Below are 17,704 nucleotides of genomic sequence, written 5' to 3'. Positions count from 1 at the left end.
ATTTATTACTTTAGTTTTTTCATTAGACGTACAAACCTTTAATTAGTTTAATAGGACAAATCACAAATAAATGTTAAGACTAAGATTTATCTATTTCAAAAAGTTCTCTACTGATTCAAAATCTCTTCCTATTATTGCTTTTTTACCATCAATTACAATTGGTCTTTGCATTAAAGTTGGATTTTCGGCAATAATCTTTAATATTTCTTGATTATTTAATATTTTGTTTTTAAAGTTTTCTATCCAAATTTTTTCTTTTGTGCGTACTAAATCCATTGGTTTTATGTTTAGTTTGCTAACAATAGTTGTTAATTCATCAATAGATAGGGGGTTTAGCAAGTAAAGTTTAATTTCAAACTCCTTATTGCTCGTTTCGATTTGTGCTAAACATGCTCTTGATTTCCCGCAACGAGGATTGTGATAGATTTGAATCATTTTTTTTGATTTAAGATTATGATGTAACAAAAATAGTATTTGTTAAACTAATAATATGAAAACATAATTTCAAAAAAATATGCACATAGCCCAAGGTTTTAAGTCAGGAAATACTTTTTGGAAATACATTCAAGGGTCGGTTTTACTAATTCTTGCTTCTATGGTTGGGCAGTTGTTTTTTGCAGCAGTTGTTGTTATAGACTCTTTGACTACTGGGAAACAGTTTCAACCAGTAGGATTGAATATGATGACGTACTTTGATTCTAATACTACATTGTTTTTTTTATTGTCAAACTTTGTGTTTGTGCTGGCTGCTCTTTTTTTTATAGTGAAATTGCTACACCATCAAACTATACTTTCGGTGACTACTTCTAGAAAAAAAGTAGATTGGAACCGAGTACTAACTGCTTTTGGGATCTGGTCACTTTTTACTATTGGATCAACGCTCATCATGTATTTTGCAAATCCTACTAGTTTTGAAATAAATTTTCAACCCATTCCTTTTTTAATTTTAGCACTGATTGGTATCATAATGATTCCTTTACAAACAAGTGCCGAAGAATATATATTTAGAGGTTATTTAATGCAGGGTTTTGCGGTTTTAGCTCGAAATAAATGGTTTCCATTAGTAATGACTTCATTAATTTTTGGCGGTTTACATTTTTTTAATCCCGAAGTAGAAAAAATGGGTCCAATAATTATGGTGTATTATATAGGAACCGGTTTGTTTTTAGGTATTTTGACACTTATGGATGAAGGAATGGAACTTGCCCTTGGTTTTCATGCAGCTAATAATACAATTGGTGCCTTATTGATAACATCTGATTGGACTGCCTTTCAAACGAATTCTATTTTAAAGGATGTCTCTAATCCATCTGCTGGAATTGATGTCATTTTACCAGTTTTTCTTATTTATCCAATACTTTTGTTTATCTTTAATAAGAAATACCAATGGACCAATTGGAAAGAAAAATTGACCGGCAGGATTCCATCGGTTTAGATTATAATTTTGTAAATATCACAATCATGACCACTACCGTTACCTATCAAAACGTACATAATTTGTTTAAATTAAATGGTTTTCACCTTGATCGTGGTGATTTATGCAGAGTTGCGTATAGTTTTATCAAAGAAGGCGAGGCGTATGAAAAAGCTGTAGGAGATTTTCTTTTAGATTGGTTTGATTCTAAACCTTATCTCATGCTCAATACATCTGGAACTACTGGAAAGCCAAAACTCATTCGTATGGAGAAACAAGCCATGGTAAACTCGGCTTTAGCCACTGGAGATTTTTTCGATTTGAAACCAGGAGACAGCGCTTTACACTGCTTATCGACCCAATTTATAGCGGGAAAAATGATGTTAGTACGCGGTTTTATATTAGGTTTAGACCTTGATTTTGTTGCTCCAAGTGCAGAACCTTTAATTCGTAATGCAAAGAAATATGATTTTGTTGCTATGGTTCCTTTGCAAGCTCAAAATTCACTAAAGTCATTGCATAATGTAAAGAAAATGATTGTTGGTGGTGCAAAAATGGACAAGGTTCTTGAAAATGAGTTGTCAAAAGTGACAACAAAAGTGTATGAAACCTATGGCATGACAGAAACTATTACTCATATAGCTGCTAAAAAAGTTGGGGAAAATTTCTTTTCGGTTTTGCCTAATATTAAAATCTCCCGAGATGACCGAAATTGCTTGGTTATTGATGCACCTTTAATTTCAAATGAATCGATTGTTACGAATGATTTGGTAGAAATTAATGAATACAATCAATTTGTTTTCTTAGGCCGAGTTGATAATGTAATAAATAGTGGCGGAATAAAATTGATTCCTGAAAAAATTGAACAAAAACTATCTGCTAAAATAAAGGAAAGATTTTTCGTCTCTAGTATTAAAGATCCTGAACTTGGAGAGAAATTAATTTTAGTTATTGAAGGAGAAAATCAATTGTTATCCGATGATTTTTTTGATGAATTAGACAAATATGAAAAACCTAAAGCTGTTTTTTATGTCCCAAAATTTTTAGAAACAGAAAATGGTAAATTAATACGAGCTGACATTGTAAATACTTTATAATCGAGTTACACTAAATAAAAAAGCATCCTAAAATATATTTTCAGGATGCTTTTTTATAAATGGTAAGAATGTTATACTTGGATAACGCCTAAATTGAATTTCTTTTCAATAGGAGCGTGGTTTGCCGCCTCAATCCCCATAGAGATCCAAGTTCTTGTGTCTAATGGATCAATAATAGCATCAGTCCATAATCTTGAGGCTGCATAATAAGGAGACACTTGTTCGTCGTATCTTGCTTTTATTTTATCAAATAACTCTTTTTCTTTGATTTCATCAACTACTTCTCCTTTTGCCTTGAGCGATGAAGCCTCTATTTGTGCAAGTACTTTTGCAGCTTGCGTTCCGCCCATAACGGCTAATTCAGCACTTGGCCAAGCAAAAATTAATCTAGGATCATACGCTTTACCACACATGGCATAATTTCCAGCTCCATATGAATTACCAACAATTACCGTAAATTTTGGTACCACAGAGTTGGACACTGCATTTACTAACTTGGCTCCATCTTTTATAATTCCGCCATGTTCAGATTTTGATCCCACCATAAAACCAGTTACATCTTGAATAAAAACTAATGGGATTTTTTTCTGATTGCAATTAGCAATAAATCGAGTGGCTTTATCAGCACTATCCGAATAGATTACGCCTCCAAATTGCATTTCTCCGTTTTTAGTTTTAACAACTTTTCTTTGATTCGCAATGATTCCTACGGCCCAACCATCAATTCTAGCATAACCAGTAATTATTGTTTGTCCATAACCATCTTTGTACGTGTCAAATTCAGAGTTGTCTATTAATCTGTTAATGATGTCCATCATGTCGTATTGCTCGCTACGTGCTTTAGGCAATATTCCATACATTTCATTTTCATCAAATTTTGGTTTTTCAGCTTTTATACGGTTGTATCCAGCTTTGTCAAAATCGCCTATTTTGTCAACAATATTTTTTATACGATCAAGTGCGTCTTTGTCATCTTTCGCTTTATAATCAGTCACTCCAGAAATTTCGCAATGGGTTGTGGCTCCGCCAAGAGTTTCATTATCAATACTTTCTCCAATTGCTGCTTTTACCAAGTAACTACCCGCTAGGAAAATACTACCTGTTTTGTCCACAATCATGGCCTCGTCACTCATGATAGGTAAGTACGCGCCACCAGCTACACAACTACCCATTACAGCGGCAATTTGGGTAATACCCATGCTGCTCATTTGTGCGTTATTTCTAAAAATACGACCAAAATGTTCTTTGTCAGGGAAAATTTCATCTTGTAATGGTAAATAAACTCCAGCACTATCTACTAAATAAATAATAGGCAATCTATTTTCCATTGCAATCTCTTGAGCTCTAAGGTTCTTTTTAGCAGTTATAGGAAACCAAGCACCTGCTTTTACAGTAGCATCATTAGCAACTACAATGCATTGTTTGCCTCGGATATAACCTATTTTTACAACAACTCCACCAGAAGGGCAGCCACCGTGTTCAGCATACATTCCTTCTCCAACAAAAGCGCCAATTTCTATACTTTTAGCCTTTGCGTCTAGTAAATAATCTATTCGTTCACGGGCAGTCATTTTGCCCTCACTATGTAATTTTTGAATGCGTTTTTCTCCACCTCCTAATTTTACGGCACTTAATTTTTGACGTAATGCAGAGAGTAGAAGTTTATTGTGGTCTTCATTTTTATTGAAGTTCAAATCCATGATTTATTAGATTAAAAAGTTTGTGCTAAAATACAAATTACTACAAAAATACGTTTATTATTTTGTCTAGTAAAATCAAAAAAATGTTTTTATTTTGGTTTTAAATAAAAAAACAGAAGCGAACTTCTGTTTTTTTTATGAATATGATAAAAATTATGTCTTTATTTTTTTGACTCGTTGACTAGTCTTTTTAAAATAGCCCATTGTTTTAAGGCATCACGAGCTTCAACAGCTGGATACCCTAACATTGTTTTTCCAGGGGCTATATCACCTGTAACACCAGATCCTGCTCCTACAATAGCACCATCTCCTATAGTTGTATGGTCTTTTATGGAAGCACTTCCACCAATAATAACTCCGTTACCTAATGTTACTGAACCCGCAAGTCCGCTATTGCCTGCCATGATACAAAATTTCCCTAATTTGCTGTTATGACCTATTTGTACAAGGTTGTCAATTTTACATCCGTCACCTAGTACAGTTGAACTAAATTTACCTCTATCTACGCAAGAATTGGCACCAATTTCAACATTATTACCAATGATTACATTACCTATTTGAGGGATTTTAACCAATCCGCGTTGAGGATCAGGTCTAAAGCCAAAGCCATCTGCGCCAATTGTTGCATTGGGATGTATGATGCAATCATTACCAACATGACAGCGTTCTCTGATCACGGTACCAGACCAAATAACAGTATTCTTACCAATGGTACATTCATCTAGAATAGTCACATTAGGATATATAGTACTGTTATCACCTATTACTACATTAGGACCCACATAGCATCCTGCACCAATCTGCACACCATTGCAAATTTTTGCACTAGCATCAATCACGGCTGTGGGATGAATGGCTGTATTGAATAGTGGAGTAGGTGGAGCAAAAAGTTCAAGAACTTGAGACATGGCTAAATCGGCATTCTTTACTTTAATAAAAGCACGATTATCACCAGGTTCAATACTAACATCCTCATTTACAACAGCTGCACAAGCTTTTGATGAAATCCAATATTTTTCGTATTTTTTATTTCCAATAAATGAAATTTCAGTGGCACCGGCTGCATCTAATTGCTCTGGTGCGGTAATACCGGTTAGGGTTGATCCAATAATTTCGCCTTGCAGAATTTCATTGATTTCTAGAATTGTATAGGATTTCATTAAAAAATAGAATGTTTTGAGTTATATTTTTCAAATAAAAGAATTTACTCGTAGTTATCCTAATTAATCTTTGATTTTAGCTAGAATGTCTGACTAATGCATTGTTATCTTGCAATTAAATGCTAATAGAAAGTTTGTGTTTTATTGCAGTTACTTTACCATCAACTTTTCCAGGTATCCATTTTGGTCCTTTAACTAAAGTCTTTATTGCCGCTAGATCAATTTCTTTTTTCACACTTTTTATTACTTCAAAATGATTTAAAGAACCGTCCAACTCTACATAAAATTCAAGTATGACCTCGCCCAAGCGATTATTTACTGATTTGAAATTTTGATCTAAATAACTAAAAAAAGCTTCTTTTCCACCAGGGAATTCTGGTTTTACGTAGTAAGGGAAAAACGCAATTTCTGTTCCATTTTCATCAAAACATTTTCCATCAACAAAGGAACCATTTAGGAAGTTTTCGATTCGCTTTACTTTTCCAGATTCATAGTAACGTGTTTGTGGACCTTCTTGTTTTCCTTTTACATAAATCGCTAAATACTCCTTTTTTCCGTTTGCATACCATCTTTCAGACGTACCATCAATTTGCCTTTTTTTATAGTTAGAATAGTTATCCTTAGAGTAAATGGTGTCATTTATATAAAAAGTAGTTCGGATTGTAGCTTTATCTTTTTGCTCATAAATACTGTAATATTTTGCTGTCTCTGCGTTTGGAAGTTCTTTAAAATCTTCTGTAAAATAAATTTTGTTTTGTGCAAAAACGTTAAAAGAAATCAATAAAATAAGTGATGTAAAAAAGGTTTTCATAAGTGTGATGTTTTTTTCAAAAATAATAAAAAATCCTACACAAAATAGAATTGTGTAGGATTTTATCTTTTATGATTCTTTTTGTCCCATCATCATCAGATAGGCTTTTAAGAATTCGTCTATTTCACCATTCATTACTCCATCAACGTTGCTGGTCTCATAGCCTGTTCGAACGTCTTTAACGAGCTTGTAAGGTTGCATTACGTAATTGCGTATTTGTGAACCCCATTCAATTTTCATTTTTCCAGCTTCAATATCAGCGCGTTGTGCTTGCTTCTTTTTAAGTTCAATTTCATATAATTGCGAACGTAACATTTGCATGGCTCGTTGCCTATTGTCTTGTTGCGAACGGGTTTCAGAGCATTGAATTTGAATTCCGGTAGGTTTATGAAACAGCTGTACTTTAGTTTCTACCTTGTTGACATTTTGTCCACCTGCACCACTAGAGCGTGAGGTAGTAATTTCGATATCTGCAGGGTTAATTTCAATTTCTATACTGTCATCAACTAAGGGGTAAACATATACTGAAACAAAAGAGGTATGTCTTTTAGCATTACTATCAAAAGGCGAAATACGCACCAATCGATGTACGCCGTTTTCTCCTTTTAGATATCCAAAAGAATAATCTCCTTCAAACTCAAGAGTTACCGTTTTTATTCCAGCAGCATCTCCTTTTTGAAAGTTCAATTCTTTAATTTTATAACCGTATTTTTCGCCCCACATCATGTACATTCTCATGAGCATTTCGGCCCAGTCGCAGCTTTCTGTTCCACCTGCACCAGCTGTAATTTGCACTACAGCACTAAGCGTATCACCTTCATCCGAAAGCATGTTTTTAAATTCAATAGCTTCAATGTGATTGTTAGTAGCATTGAATTGTGTGTCAAGTTCATCGGGTGTAAGTTCACCTTCTTTATAAAATTCGTAGGCAAGTTCCAATTCGTCTGTCATTTCAACAGCTTTATTGTAATCTTCTATCCACTTTTTTTTATTTCGAAGATTTTTCACTAGTAGTTCTGCCTCTTTTGGACTGTTCCAAAAATCAGGGGCAAAGGTTTTTTCTTCTTCGTTTGAAATCTCAATTAATTTGGCATCAACGTCAAAGATACCTCCTCAACGCACCAAGGCGCTCTACAATACCTTTTATTTGTTCGGTAGTTGTCATAAATTATTATTTTAATTTTTTAAAAATCGATTTGTAGTATTCCTTTTGTGCAATTGTTTTAGTTTTAACGGAACTTTTTGCAATATACAAACCGTATTATGTAAATTTGTGCTGCAAAAATAGAAATTTTTTACAAAGGGACAATTCGCGAACCATTCGCAATGAAAATAAAAGAATAATATGGAAATAAATTTAATTAGCGATACGATTACAAAGCCATCTCGTGAAATGCTTGTTCATATGTTAAATGCTGTAGTTGGTGATGATGTGTATAAACAAGATCCTACTGTTATTGAACTTGAAGCTAGGGTAGCACAAATGTTTGGAATGGAGGCAGGTCTCTTTTTTCCATCGGGAACAATGGCAAATCAAACCGCAATAAAATTACACACGCAGCCAGGGGAACAGTTAATTGCTGATAAATATGCACACGTATACCATTATGAAGGAGGCGGAGTTTCCTTTAATAGTGGAGTGTCTTGTTGTTTACTAGATGGAAATCGAGGAATGATTACCGCAGATCAAGTAGCTGCTGCTATCAATGATCCAGAGTTTTATCACAGTCCATTAACAAGTTTAGTGTGTGTTGAAAATACTACTAACAAAGGTGGCGGTGCTTGCTATGAACTAGAAGATTTACAAAAAATTAAAGCAGTTTGTGATGCGCATAATTTAAAGTTTCACTTAGACGGAGCTCGTATTTGGAATGCTTTGGTTGCTAAAAATCAAGATCCTAAAGAGTTTGGTAAACTTTTTGACACCATTTCAGTATGCTTGTCTAAAGGTTTAGGAGCTCCTATTGGTTCTGTACTATTGGGCGATAAAGAAACAATTCACAGAGCATTGCGTATTCGAAAAATACTTGGTGGCGGAATGCGTCAAGTAGGTTATCTAGCGGCAGCGGGATTATATGCTCTTGAAAATAATATCACGAGGTTAGCCGAAGATCACCGTAGAGCAAAAGAAATTGCCGAAGTGTTGAAGAAAACAAGTTGGGTAGCATCTGTAGAACCAGTTGAAACCAATATTTTAATTTTTTCTTTGGTTCCAAATTGTATCGAGAAAAATCTTATTGAACTCTTGAAGCAAAAAAATATCTTTATCAGTTCTATGGGTCACGGAAAATTAAGAATCGTGACACATCTTGATTATAAAGAGGTTATGCATACATATGTGCTTGAAACCTTGCAGAAATTAGTGTAAATAAAGTATAAGTTATGAATTATGAGTTTATAAATATCTTATAAACTCATAATTCATAAACTCATAATTCATAAACTCATAGTTACTGATTACTTGAACAAATTATCCATTCCAGGAATCATTGGCATGTCCATTTTAGCTACTGCATCAAGTTCAGCTTCGTTTGTTTTAGTAGCCTTTACAATCGCTTTGTTTAATACCAGGATTAAATAATCTTCTAATTGTTCTTTATCTTCAAGTAAAGCGTTATCAATTTGTATTGATTTTATTGCTCTATTAGCAGTTAGAGTTACTTTTAATAAACCATCAGTGCTTTGTTCATCAATAAGAACAGTATCTAATCTTTTCTTAGTATCTTCAATTTTTTGTTGGGTTTCTTTTAATTTACCCATCATGCCCATTAAATCCATGTTAAAATCATTTTAAGTTTTAAATACAAAATTACTACATTAGTGTTTCAATTCAATAAAAGAATCATGAAAAATAAAGCCTTACTAAGTGGTCTTTGTCTTATTTTTGCACTTTCAATAATTAAAATAAACGCACAGCAAATGTCCGAAAATATAAAAGCACCTTTAGCAAAAATAATTCCAACCGTTTTAGAGAAACACGGTGATACTCGTGTGGATAATTATTTTTGGTTAAACAAAAGAGAAAATCCAGAGGTTATTGATTACTTGAATCAAGAAAACAGTTACTATGAAGCTATGACTGCAGATACCAAAGGTTTTCAGAAAGAATTGTACGAGGAAATGAAATCTCGTATTAAGGAAGATGATGAATCAGTACCTTACTTATATAATGGATATTACTACATTACTCGTTTTGAAACAGGAAAAGATTATCCTATTTACTCTAGAAAAAAAGGAAGTTTAACTGCTGCCGAAGAAATTCTTTTTAACTGTAATGATTTAGCTAAAGGGCATTCTTATTTTCAATTGGGTGGATTAAGTGTAAGTCCAGATAACAAGTTTGCTAGTTTTGGTGTTGATACCATTGGAAGACGTATTTATACCATTCAAGTAAAAAATTTAGAAACAGGTGAAATCCTTTCTGATAAAATAGAAAATGCAACTGGTAGTTCTGTGTGGGCCAATGACAATAAAACGATTTTTTATACCAAACAAGATGAAGTTACACTGCGTTCTGATAAAGTATTTAAGCATAAATTAAATACAAGTTCGGATCAAGATGTACTGGTGTTTTTTGAAAAAGACGATACTTTTAACGTATCCGTTGGGAAAGAAAAATCAAAAAAATATATTGTAATAGGATCGGGGAGTACCTTGACTACCGAGTATAGAATCTTAAATTCAGAAACTCCTGATGCTGAATTTAAGGTTTTTCAACCTAGAGTTCGTGGTTTAGAGTATAGTATTTCACATTTTGGAGATTCGTTTTATATTTTAACCAATAAAGACAAAGCAACAAATTTCAAGTTGATGAAAACCCCAGAAAGTGCTACTGCAAAAGCGAATTGGGTCGATGTCATTGCGCATAGAGATGATGTTTTGCTGGAAGATATTGAAATTTTTAGAAATTATTTAGTAGTTGAAGAACGTTCTAATGGTTTAAACCACATTCGCATCAAGCCGTGGAGTGGTGAGGGAGAATATTATCTGCCTTTTGGTAGTGAAACCTACAATGCCTACACTACTACAAATGTAGATTTTGATACTGATATTTTGCGTTACAGCTATCAATCCTTGGCAACCCCATCTTCTGTAATTGACTTTAATATGAAGACCAAAGAAAAAGAGGTTAAGAAAGAGCAACAAGTTCTAGGTGGAAAATTTGATAAAAACAATTACACAGAGGAGCGTGTTTGGGCCACAGCAACTGATGGGACTAAGGTGCCAATTTCAATGGTTTATAAAAAAGGTTTGAAAAAGGATGGTACTAATCCGGTGTTACTTTATGCGTATGGTTCTTATGGCGTGACTATGGATACTTACTTTTCATCAACACGTTTATCTATTTTAGACAGAGGTTTTGTTTTTGCCATTGCGCACATTCGTGGTGGCGAAGATTTAGGAAGACAATGGTACGAAGACGGGAAATTGCTTAAAAAGAAAAATACTTTTACCGATTTTATTGATTGTTCCAAGTATTTAATTCAAGAAAAATATACTTCTCCACAACATTTGTATGCCGAAGGCGGATCAGCAGGTGGATTGTTGATGGGAGCAGTAGTAAATATGGCACCAGAATTATACCATGGAGTGATTGCTCAAGTGCCATTTGTAGATGTTATTTCAACTATGCTTGATGATACCATTCCTTTAACAACGGGTGAATATGACGAATGGGGTAATCCAAATGAAAAAAAATATTACAAATACATGTTGTCTTATTCTCCTTATGATAACGTAAAAGCACAAAAATATCCTAATATGTATGTTTCTACAGGCTTGCATGACTCACAAGTACAATATTGGGAGCCAGCAAAGTGGGTTGCAAAGCTGCGTACGCTAAAAACTAACGATACGGTGTTGTATTTAAATACAAACATGGATGCAGGGCATGGCGGGGCTTCAGGTAGGTTTGAGGCTTTAAAGGAATTAGCAAAAGAGTATAGTTTTTTATTAGATTTAGAAAAAATTAAAAACTAATTAGAATATTTTTGTTAAATTTGCACTGTTCGTAGTTGAATTAAAATTTGCTGCGACTAACTATTTTTTTTATGAAAAAAGAGATATCTGCTTATAATAATGTCTTAGAATTAATAGGTAATACTCCACTTATTAAGCTAAATAAAGTTACTGAAGATTTAGTTGGAAATTTTTACGCAAAAGTAGAAGCTTTTAATCCAGGACATTCCTCTAAAGATAGAATTGCATTATATATTATTGAAGAAGCTGAAAAAAGAGGCATTTTATCACCTGGTGATACTATAATTGAAACTACATCTGGTAATACTGGGTTTAGTTTGGCTATGGTAAGTATTATCAAAGGGTACAATTGTATACTAGCAGTAAGCTCAAAGTCATCAAAAGATAAAATTGATATGTTGCGTAGCTTAGGTGCAAAGGTTTATGTTTGTCCAGCTCACGTATCTGCAGATGATGAACGTTCCTACTATAACGTAGCCAAGCGTTTACATGAAGAAACCAAGGGTTCGGTTTATATTAACCAGTACTTCAATCAGTTGAATATTGATGCACATTACAATTCTACAGGTCCAGAAATTTGGAAACAAACTAATGGCGCCATTACGCATCTTGTAGCATGTAGTGGAACTGGTGGAACTATTTCGGGAACTGCAAAATACCTAAAAGAGCAAAATCCTAATATTAAAATTTTAGGTGTTGATGCTTTTGGTTCAGTGTTGAAAAAATACCATGAAACTAGAGAGTTTGATAACGAAGAAATTTATCCATACAGAATTGAAGGATTAGGTAAAAATCTAATTCCATCTGCAACCGACTTTGATATTATAGATAAGTTCATGAAGGTGACAGATGAGGAAAGTGCTCACACTGCCAGAGAAATTACTAAAAAAGAAGGTTTATTTGTGGGATATACTTCTGGAGCAGTAATGCAAGCAATTAAGCAATACGCAGAAGAGGGAGAGTTTGACGAAAATAGTAATGTAATAGCTATTTTTCCAGATCATGGATCTCGATATATGAGTAAAGTTTTTAGTGATGACTGGATGAATGAGCAAGGATTTTTTGACAGTATCAATGAAGAAGAAGTTCAAAAAATTGAATTCATAAAATAGATTATCTTACTATATTATCATATAAAACTCCAGAATTTTTCTGGAGTTTTTTTTTGCTATGTTTTTAGATTATTAATGTTGTGCATAGACAAAAAAAAACTCCTGATTGCTCAAGAGTTTTTAGGTTTTTAAGAAAGGAATTATTCTTCCATAGTATGATACACGTTCATCACGTCATCATCCTCTTCAATTTTTTCAATTAATTTTTCAACATCAGCCATTTCTGCTTCGGTTAGCTTTTTTGTAATTTGAGGGATACGTTCAAAACCTGATGATAAAATTTCAATGCCTCGACTTTCAAGTTCTTTTTGAATGGTTCCAAAACTACCAAAAGGAGCATAAATTAAAATTCCATCTTCATCAGCAAAAATTTCTTCGGCACCAAAGTCGATAAACTCTAACTCAAGTTCTTCTATATCTTGATTGTTATTTGGAATTCTAAAATTACAAGTATGATCAAACATAAACTCAACAGACCCTTGAGTACCCATAGTACCATTGCATTTGTTGAAATAACTTCTAATGTTTGCAACAGTTCTATTGTTATTATCAGTAGCAGTTTCAATTAAAATTGCAATACCGTGCGGAGCATAGCCTTCAAACAATTGTTCCTTGTAATTTGCTGTATCTTTGTCAGTCGCTTTTTTTATAGCACGCTCCACATTTTCTTTAGGCATATTTACTGCCTTAGAGTTTTGGATTACAGCTCTTAGTCTCGAGTTGGCCTCAGGATTGGGACCACCTTCTTTAACAGCCATTACAATATCCTTACCTATTCTGGTAAATGCTTTGGCCATTGCTGACCAACGTTTCATTTTTCTTCCTTTTCTAAACTCAAACGCTCTTCCCATTACTATTTGTTATTTTGAACTGCAAAAATACAATAATTATGCAGGTTTAAAAATCATTTTATTTCTTATAAAAAGGCAATTTTACCACCTTAGCTAATACATCATTTTTTCTAATACGAATAAAAATATCGCTATCTAGTGCGCTATTGGCAACTGTAACATAACCCATTCCAATTCCTTTGTTCATTGACGGAGACATGGTTCCAGAGGTCACAATTCCTATCACACTTCCTGATGCATCTACAATTTCGTAATCATGTCTTGGCACTGCTCGCTCTTGCATTTCAAATGCAACTAACTTTTTAGTTACTCCAGTTTCTTTCTGATTTTTCAGATTTTCAGCATTTGTGAAATCCTTAGTAAATTTAGTAATCCAACCCAAACCAGCTTCTAACGGAGATGTGGTATCATTGATATCATTGCCGTATAAGCAAAAGCCCATTTCTAAACGTAAAGTATCACGAGCCGCAAGTCCTATGGGTTTAATGCCAAAAGGAGCGCCAGCTTCAAAAACCTTATTCCATATTTGTTCTACCTCATCGTTCTTACAATAAATCTCAAAACCACCTGAGCCAGTATAACCCGTTGCAGATATAATTACGTTTTCAATTCCAGCAAAATCACCTACCTCAAAATGGTAATACGCAATGGCTGATAAATCTTTTGAAGTTAAGGATTGCATTGCTTCAACCGCTTTTGGTCCTTGAATGGCAAGTAAAGAATAATCATCCGAAATGTTTTTCATATCTACACCCAAATCGTTTTGAGCTGAAATCCAGTTCCAATCTTTTTCAATATTTGAGGCGTTAACTACCAGTAAATATTGCTCTTCCTTCATTTTATAAACCAGTAAATCATCAACTATTCCACCATCATTATTTGGTAAACATGAATATTGCGCTTTGCCAATCGTTAAACTTGATGCATCATTTGAAGTTACTTTTTGTATCAAAGCCAATGCATTTGGTCCTGTAAGCAAGAATTCTCCCATGTGAGAAACATCAAAAACGCCTACTGCATTACGAACCGTTTCATGTTCTGCATTGACTCCTTCGTATGAAATTGGCATGTTGTATCCAGCAAACGGTAGCATTTTTGCTCCCAAACTCTCGTGTATGTGCGTTAGCGCAGTATTTTTCATGGTGTTTTTGATATAAAATTTAAAGTCGCTAATTTATTGATTTTATTTTGGCTTACAAAGGCTGTAGGAGCAAAGTTTCAAACGTTTTCGGTATTTTTTAGTTTGTTAAAAAAAATAATTTTAAGGAGCTATTTCCTGCTATTCGCTTTATCTTTATTTACAAGTTACAGCCATTTTGATGGCTGTAACTTGTAAATAAAGGATACCGCTGCTATCAGGGCTATCAAATTTACTATATTGATGAATGTTTTTCTTATTAAAATGAATATCAAAAAATATATTATGATAACAAATCCCATTTACGTTTCGCTTAAAGAAAACCCTTAAAGTAATTTTTAAATAAATTGGATTAAATGCTCTTATTTGTTTTTTTATTTAAGTTCGAATTTTTGTAAATAATTAATTGTAGATTAAATTATTTGTACGGGTTTCTTGTTTTAAATTAATTATTGTATTTTTAAAAAAAAAAATGTCAATATTGATACCTATTAATCATTCTGAAATACTAAAGATTTATAAAGAAACCGATCAGTTTACACATAAAGGAATTCAGGGACATGCAATGATTATTGGTGGAAGTTATGGAAAAATTGGTTCAATAAGTTTAGCGTCAAAAGCTTGTTTAAAGACTGGTTGCGGATTGGTAACCGTTTTTATTCCTAAATGTGGGTATACTAGTATTCAAACTTCAAATCCTGAAGTTATGGTGCTAACTGATGAAGATGAAGAAGTTATATCAGAGATTCATTTTGAAATTAAACCACAAGCTGTTGGTATAGGTCCTGGATTAGGTCAATCGGATAAATCACATAATGCCTTACAACTGTTTTTAAAAACCTATAAAATCCCCATGGTTATTGATGCTGATGCTTTGAATATTATTTCAAAGTTTAAAAAATTATTAATCCATGTAGAACCCAAAACAATCATTACTCCACACCCAAAAGAATTACAATTGTTGATAGGTAGTTGGATTTCTGAAAAGGATAAGTTAAACAAAAGTATTTCTTTCTCTAAAGAACATCAACTTATCATTGTCATGAAAGGTTCTCCTTCTCGTGTTATTGATGGTGAAACAGTTTATGAGAATACGACAGGAAATGCTGCCCTAGCCACAGCTGGAAGTGGGGATGTATTAACAGGAATGATTACTAGTTTATTAGCGCAGTTATATTCTCCTCTTCATGCAGCTTTGATTGGTGTTTATCTTCATGGTTTAACAGCAGATATTGCACTTCCAGAAACGGGCTGTCAGTCCTTTATTGCTTCAGATATTATTGCCCATATTGGCAAAGCTTTTTTGAGTTTAGAAAAGGAACAGAAAATAAATTAAGACCGTAAAATCATTTCTTAATTTGTAAATTTGTGCCATAGCAAAATTGCTTTATCCAATTCAATTATGGAAAAACAACCCCATCTTAGGACCGTAAATGTTACGCGATACATCACACCCTTACGGGAAGGCGGTTCTTTACCAGCTCTTGCTGAGGCTGATGATGATTTTAAATATGTCCTAAAATTTAAAGGCGCCGGGCATGGCGTAAAAGCTTTGATTGCAGAATTGATAGGGGGTGAGATTGCCAGAGTTTTGAACTTAAAAATGCCCGAATTAGTATTTGCAAATCTAGACGAAGCTTTTGGGCGTAGTGAAGCTGATGAAGAAATTCAAGATTTATTACAAGGCAGTCAAGGACTTAATTTAGCCTTGCATTATTTATCTGGAGCTATTAATTTTGATCCTGTAGTAACTGCGGTTGACGCTAAACTAGCTTCACAAATAGTTTGGTTAGATGCTTTTATTACTAATGTGGATAGAACATTTAGGAATACCAATATGCTTATTTGGCATAAAGAGTTATGGTTAATTGATCATGGAGCAAGTTTTTATTTTCATCATTCTTGGAGCAATTGGGAGAAACATGCAAAAAGTCCTTTTGCCTTGATAAAAGATCATGTTTTATTACCAAAAGCCTCGTTATTACAAGAAACAAATCTTGAATTCAAATCGATTTTATCAACAGAAGTTATTAGAAACATTGTCAATCTTATACCTGATGTTTGGCTTCATTGGGAAGAAACTCAGGAACAGCCCGAAGCCATTAGGGAAGTTTATTTTCAATTTTTAAGTACTCGTTTAGATCATTCCGAAATTTTTATAACAGAAGCACAAAATGCAAGAGCAACACTTATATGAGTATGCCGTTATTCGTGTTGTGCCTAGGGTAGAGCGCGAAGAATTCCTTAATGTTGGGGTTATTCTTTTTTGTAAAAGAGCAAAATTTATAAAAGTTTTATTTGAAATTAATGAGGCTAAACTCAGTCTTTTTTCGAATGACTTAGACATAGAACAATTGAAATTAAACATTCAAGCTTTTGCAAAAGTAGCTCATGGTGAAAAAGATGCTGGGCCAATTGGACAATTTGATCTCCCTTCACGATTTCGATGGTTAACGGCGCTGCGTAGTTCAGCCATTCAAACTTCAAGACCACATCCAGGATTATGTGACAATTTAGACCATACAACTCAACGCCTTTTTGAAGACTTAGTGTTGTAGCATCTTGGTATTCAAAAATATCCTTTTAAATGCTTTAATTCAAAAGGGTATTTTCACTTTAAAGTCTTTCAGGTGAGGTTATGGTTTTACTAAGTACCATAAATTCTAAAGGTTCATTAGCAATAGGAATATGTACTTCACTTGACGGAAACGGTTCTCTCGCGCCAGTGTCCTCATAACCATTACGAAGGTACCAAGCAATTAATTCTTCACGTACCGTAATTACGGTCATGACAATTTTTGGCAAACCTAGTTCCAAAGCATGAATTTCAGCTTGCTGCAATAATTTTTTTCCAACACCTCCATTTTGCAAATGTGGTGCAACGGTCAACATGCCTAAGTACAAGTGCTCGGTTTTGTCAACTAGTAAAACGCAACCTACAATTTCGTTATTACTACTAAATTTTAGTATTGTATTTTTTGTATTTAAAATGGTTTCTTTTAATTCAGTCTCTGTGGTACGCAATCCTTCCAGAATGTTAGCTTCGGTGGTCCAACCTTTCTTGGAGGTTTCTCCGCGATAGGCTGAATTAATCAATTGATTCAATGCTGTAAGGTCTTCAAGTGTAGCTTTGGTAATCATATAGGACTGTTTTTTTAGATACCAAAGGTAAAAAAAACCATTTCACTATTACAATAAATTTGTTTCTTTTCAAGGGAACTGCAATTGCGTTTATTCAGAAAATTTAATATTTATCCTTTAATTAATTACTATTATTTTGCTCACAAAGAGGGGGCTAATGAGCAATTTTAATTGCTGTAAAACTTCCTTTTTTGTGAATTATCGGCATCGATATAGTTGATTTACACTGCAATTAAATTGACTTTTTGTAAATACTAAAGGAGGAAGTTAGTAATGTGCTGACTTCTGATAAATAGGATT

At 33.6% G+C, this 17,704-nt stretch carries 17 protein-coding genes; 8 read left to right on the top strand and 9 right to left on the bottom strand.

The window, feature by feature from the left end; translation table 11 throughout:
• Positions 1–90 precede the first annotated feature (90 nt).
• Positions 91–435, bottom strand: coding sequence for an ArsC/Spx/MgsR family protein (locus K5V07_RS08835; protein WP_221917172.1), 345 nt, complete (start codon positions 433–435; stop codon positions 91–93).
• A gap of 79 nt (positions 436–514) precedes the next feature.
• On the opposite strand from K5V07_RS08835, the gene K5V07_RS08830 reads away from it, so the two are divergent.
• Entirely contained in the window at positions 515–1,435 is a 921-nt protein-coding gene (locus K5V07_RS08830; RefSeq protein WP_221917171.1) for a CPBP family intramembrane glutamic endopeptidase, read from the top strand.
• Positions 1,436–1,461: 26 nt separating this feature from the next.
• The gene (locus tag K5V07_RS08825) at positions 1,462–2,511 is read left to right on the top strand and encodes an AMP-binding protein (protein ID WP_221918166.1); all 1,050 of its coding nucleotides are present in this window, start codon (positions 1,462–1,464) and stop codon (positions 2,509–2,511) included.
• A gap of 71 nt (positions 2,512–2,582) precedes the next feature.
• Here K5V07_RS08825 and K5V07_RS08820 read toward each other — a convergent pair whose 3' ends face one another.
• The 4 genes from K5V07_RS08820 to prfB form a co-directional block, all read right to left on the bottom strand.
• A complete protein-coding gene (locus K5V07_RS08820; RefSeq protein WP_144893793.1) occupies positions 2,583–4,211 on the bottom strand; it encodes an acyl-CoA carboxylase subunit beta in 1,629 nt (542 codons plus the stop codon).
• Positions 4,212–4,372: 161 nt separating this feature from the next.
• A complete protein-coding gene (gene lpxD, locus K5V07_RS08815; protein WP_221917170.1) occupies positions 4,373–5,371 on the bottom strand; it encodes a UDP-3-O-(3-hydroxymyristoyl)glucosamine N-acyltransferase in 999 nt (332 codons plus the stop codon).
• Between the two features lie 115 nt (positions 5,372–5,486).
• Entirely contained in the window at positions 5,487–6,182 is a 696-nt protein-coding gene (locus K5V07_RS08810) for an energy transducer TonB (RefSeq protein ID WP_221917169.1), read from the bottom strand.
• 69 nt (positions 6,183–6,251) lie between these two features.
• Positions 6,252–7,347 (bottom strand): peptide chain release factor 2 gene (gene prfB, locus K5V07_RS08805; protein ID WP_182650915.1). Its coding sequence is split into 2 segments (ribosomal slippage): positions 6,252–7,283 and positions 7,285–7,347, totalling 1,095 coding nucleotides; the frame shifts between segments, so codons are not numbered across the junction.
• A 180-nt stretch (positions 7,348–7,527) separates the two neighbouring features.
• Between prfB and K5V07_RS08800 the strand changes: the two genes are divergently transcribed.
• The gene (locus tag K5V07_RS08800; RefSeq protein WP_182650914.1) at positions 7,528–8,550 is read left to right on the top strand and encodes a low specificity L-threonine aldolase; all 1,023 of its coding nucleotides are present in this window, start codon (positions 7,528–7,530) and stop codon (positions 8,548–8,550) included.
• 89 nt (positions 8,551–8,639) lie between these two features.
• Here the strand turns inward: K5V07_RS08800 and K5V07_RS08795 are convergent, their stop codons facing one another.
• On the bottom strand, positions 8,640–8,960 hold the full coding sequence (locus K5V07_RS08795) for a YbaB/EbfC family nucleoid-associated protein (protein ID WP_221917168.1): 321 nt from the start codon (positions 8,958–8,960) through the stop codon (positions 8,640–8,642).
• 66 nt (positions 8,961–9,026) lie between these two features.
• Between K5V07_RS08795 and K5V07_RS08790 the strand changes: the two genes are divergently transcribed.
• Both K5V07_RS08790 and K5V07_RS08785 read left to right on the top strand, forming a co-directional pair.
• Positions 9,027–11,162, top strand: a complete 2,136-nt coding sequence (locus tag K5V07_RS08790) for a S9 family peptidase (protein ID WP_221917167.1) — start codon at positions 9,027–9,029, stop codon at positions 11,160–11,162.
• 71 nt (positions 11,163–11,233) lie between these two features.
• Complete coding sequence (locus tag K5V07_RS08785; protein ID WP_086453818.1) at positions 11,234–12,274, top strand: PLP-dependent cysteine synthase family protein; 1,041 nt, start codon at positions 11,234–11,236, stop codon at positions 12,272–12,274.
• 140 nt (positions 12,275–12,414) lie between these two features.
• On the opposite strand, the gene K5V07_RS08780 is transcribed toward K5V07_RS08785, so the two are convergent.
• Both K5V07_RS08780 and gcvT read right to left on the bottom strand, forming a co-directional pair.
• Positions 12,415–13,125, bottom strand: a complete 711-nt coding sequence (locus K5V07_RS08780) for a YebC/PmpR family DNA-binding transcriptional regulator (RefSeq protein WP_086453819.1) — start codon at positions 13,123–13,125, stop codon at positions 12,415–12,417.
• Positions 13,126–13,183: 58 nt separating this feature from the next.
• Positions 13,184–14,266, bottom strand: coding sequence for a glycine cleavage system aminomethyltransferase GcvT (gene gcvT, locus K5V07_RS08775; protein ID WP_221917166.1), 1,083 nt, complete (start codon positions 14,264–14,266; stop codon positions 13,184–13,186).
• A 469-nt stretch (positions 14,267–14,735) separates the two neighbouring features.
• Between gcvT and K5V07_RS08770 the strand changes: the two genes are divergently transcribed.
• From K5V07_RS08770 to K5V07_RS08760, 3 genes are all read left to right on the top strand, one after another.
• Positions 14,736–15,599: an NAD(P)H-hydrate dehydratase gene (locus K5V07_RS08770; protein WP_221917165.1), complete on the top strand. Its 864-nt coding sequence runs from the start codon at positions 14,736–14,738 to the stop codon at positions 15,597–15,599.
• A gap of 66 nt (positions 15,600–15,665) precedes the next feature.
• A complete protein-coding gene (locus tag K5V07_RS08765) occupies positions 15,666–16,460 on the top strand; it encodes a HipA family kinase (RefSeq protein ID WP_221917164.1) in 795 nt (264 codons plus the stop codon).
• Positions 16,438–16,821 carry a DUF3037 domain-containing protein gene (locus K5V07_RS08760; RefSeq protein ID WP_221917163.1) on the top strand — a complete coding sequence of 128 codons (384 nt, stop codon included), beginning with the start codon at positions 16,438–16,440 and terminating at the stop codon, positions 16,819–16,821. The genes K5V07_RS08765 and K5V07_RS08760 overlap by 23 nt, the downstream gene beginning before the upstream one ends.
• Positions 16,822–16,879: 58 nt before the next feature.
• On the opposite strand, the gene K5V07_RS08755 is transcribed toward K5V07_RS08760, so the two are convergent.
• A complete protein-coding gene (locus K5V07_RS08755) occupies positions 16,880–17,404 on the bottom strand; it encodes a GNAT family N-acetyltransferase (RefSeq protein ID WP_221917162.1) in 525 nt (174 codons plus the stop codon).
• Positions 17,405–17,704: the final 300 nt, after the last annotated feature.

Origin of the sequence: Flavobacterium sp. CHNK8 (genome assembly GCF_019774515.1) — a bacterium.
In the GTDB taxonomy this organism is placed as follows: Bacteria; Bacteroidota; Bacteroidia; order Flavobacteriales; family Flavobacteriaceae; genus Flavobacterium; species Flavobacterium tiangeerense.
The sequence above is the reverse complement of the archived record's forward strand: the minus strand, read 5'-3'. Positions and strand labels throughout refer to the sequence as shown.